General features: G+C 54.9%; 2 protein-coding genes. Both read left to right on the top strand.

Translation table 11 applies throughout. The features are described from left to right. Positions 1–299, top strand: a 299-nt coding sequence (locus AD659_RS30320; protein ID WP_248842655.1) for a transposase, incomplete at its 5' end; no start/stop codon positions are given. Beyond that, positions 296–1,132 (top strand): IS3 family transposase, encoded by an 837-nt coding sequence (locus AD659_RS28800; protein WP_053117753.1) that lies wholly within the window; start codon positions 296–298, stop codon positions 1,130–1,132. The genes AD659_RS30320 and AD659_RS28800, both read left to right, overlap by 4 nt. The last annotated feature ends 360 nt before the right edge of the window (positions 1,133–1,492 follow it).

Below are 1,492 nucleotides of genomic sequence, written 5' to 3'. Positions count from 1 at the left end.
GAAAATCCTATTCCAGTGAGTTCAAACTCAAAGCTGCAAGCATGGTGCTCGATGAGGATCAGCCGATTCCCGAGATCTGTGCCAGCTTGGATATCGGCCCAACAGCCCTGCGCCGCTGGGTCGAGCAGGTGCGAAAAGAGCGCGCCGGATCGACGCTTGTCGGTACCAAGGCAATCACCGCCGATCAGAAGCAAATCCAGGAACTTAAAGCCCTGCTCAGGCAGAAAGACCGGGATATCGAAATCCTAAAAAAGGCCAGTGCTCTCCTGCTTTTAGACTCCAAAGATCATTCCCTCTGATCAGTGAGCTAGGCGAGCAGTACGGCATTACAGACTGCTGCCGCGTGTTTGAAGTCAACCGCAGCAGCTATTACGCCTGGCGTCAGCGCCAAGGTAAAACCAACCCGGAGCGCGAAGCGCTCAAGGTTGTTCTAATTAAATACCACAAGGCATCAAAAGGCTCGGCAGGTGCACGAACCCTCTCCGAAGACCTGCGGGGCGACGGCCATCAGGTGGGCCGCTATATGGCCCGCGGGTTGATGAAGGAAGCTGGGATCGCTAGCCGTCAGCGCAGACCTCACAAGTACAAGTCATCGGGCGTTGAGTCGCTGGTGGCTGAGAATGAGCTGGACCGTGAGTTTTACGTAGCTGATATCAATAAGGTTTGGTGCGCAGATATCACCTATATCCAGCTGGGCAAGCGCTGGCTCTACTTCTCAGTCGTTCTGGATCTATTTGCGCGACGAGTAGTGGGCTGGTCGTTTTCACTGGTCGCCGACGCGACACTGGCGCGCGAATCACTGCGAATGGCCGTCGAATTGAGAGGGCGACCTAAAGGCGTACTGTTCCATTCTGACCAGGGATGTCAGTACACCAGCCATAAATTCCGGGACGAACTGGTGGCGCACGAGCTTAAGCAGAGCATGAGTCGAAAAGGCCAATGCTGGGATAACGCCCCGATGGAGCGTTTTTTTGGCAGTTTGAAGTCCGAGTGGGTGCCTGAAGAGGGATACAACTCGGAACACGAAGCCCGAGTTGATATAAACCGCTATGTGACGCGCTACAACAATGTCAGGCGCCACAGTTACAACGGTTACCACTCACCTGTAGCAGCGGAAAAGCTGGCTGCGTGAGAACCGAAAAAAATGTCCAAAATTACTGGACCAGTTCAGCTTGCTCGCGATAGCGGTGGGGCAGCTTGCATCAATGTTGAATGTGCTGACGCCATCGCGAGCAGGCTCGCTCCCACAATGGGCGGCGTTGGGATCGGGATTCGGCTCGCCACAGGGGGGGCTGGCGTTATCGTCGAGTGGAAGAGGGCACCCATTAGCCGGTCTCAAGTCAAGGCTAAAAGCCAACTCGCCCTGCAGCTTTTAGCTGTAGGGTTCCCTGTTATCTCGCGCTACTGGCGCGTAGTTAACAGCTGGCGCGTAACGATGAAAATCGAACGCCCTTGCTTTTCATCTCGCAGAATGATGGCCAAGTTGACGGTG

Origin of the sequence: Pseudomonas thivervalensis (assembly GCF_001269655.1) — a bacterium.
GTDB classification, from domain to species: domain Bacteria; phylum Pseudomonadota; class Gammaproteobacteria; order Pseudomonadales; family Pseudomonadaceae; genus Aquipseudomonas; species Aquipseudomonas thivervalensis.
This window is presented reverse-complemented; position numbering and strand designations above follow the sequence as displayed.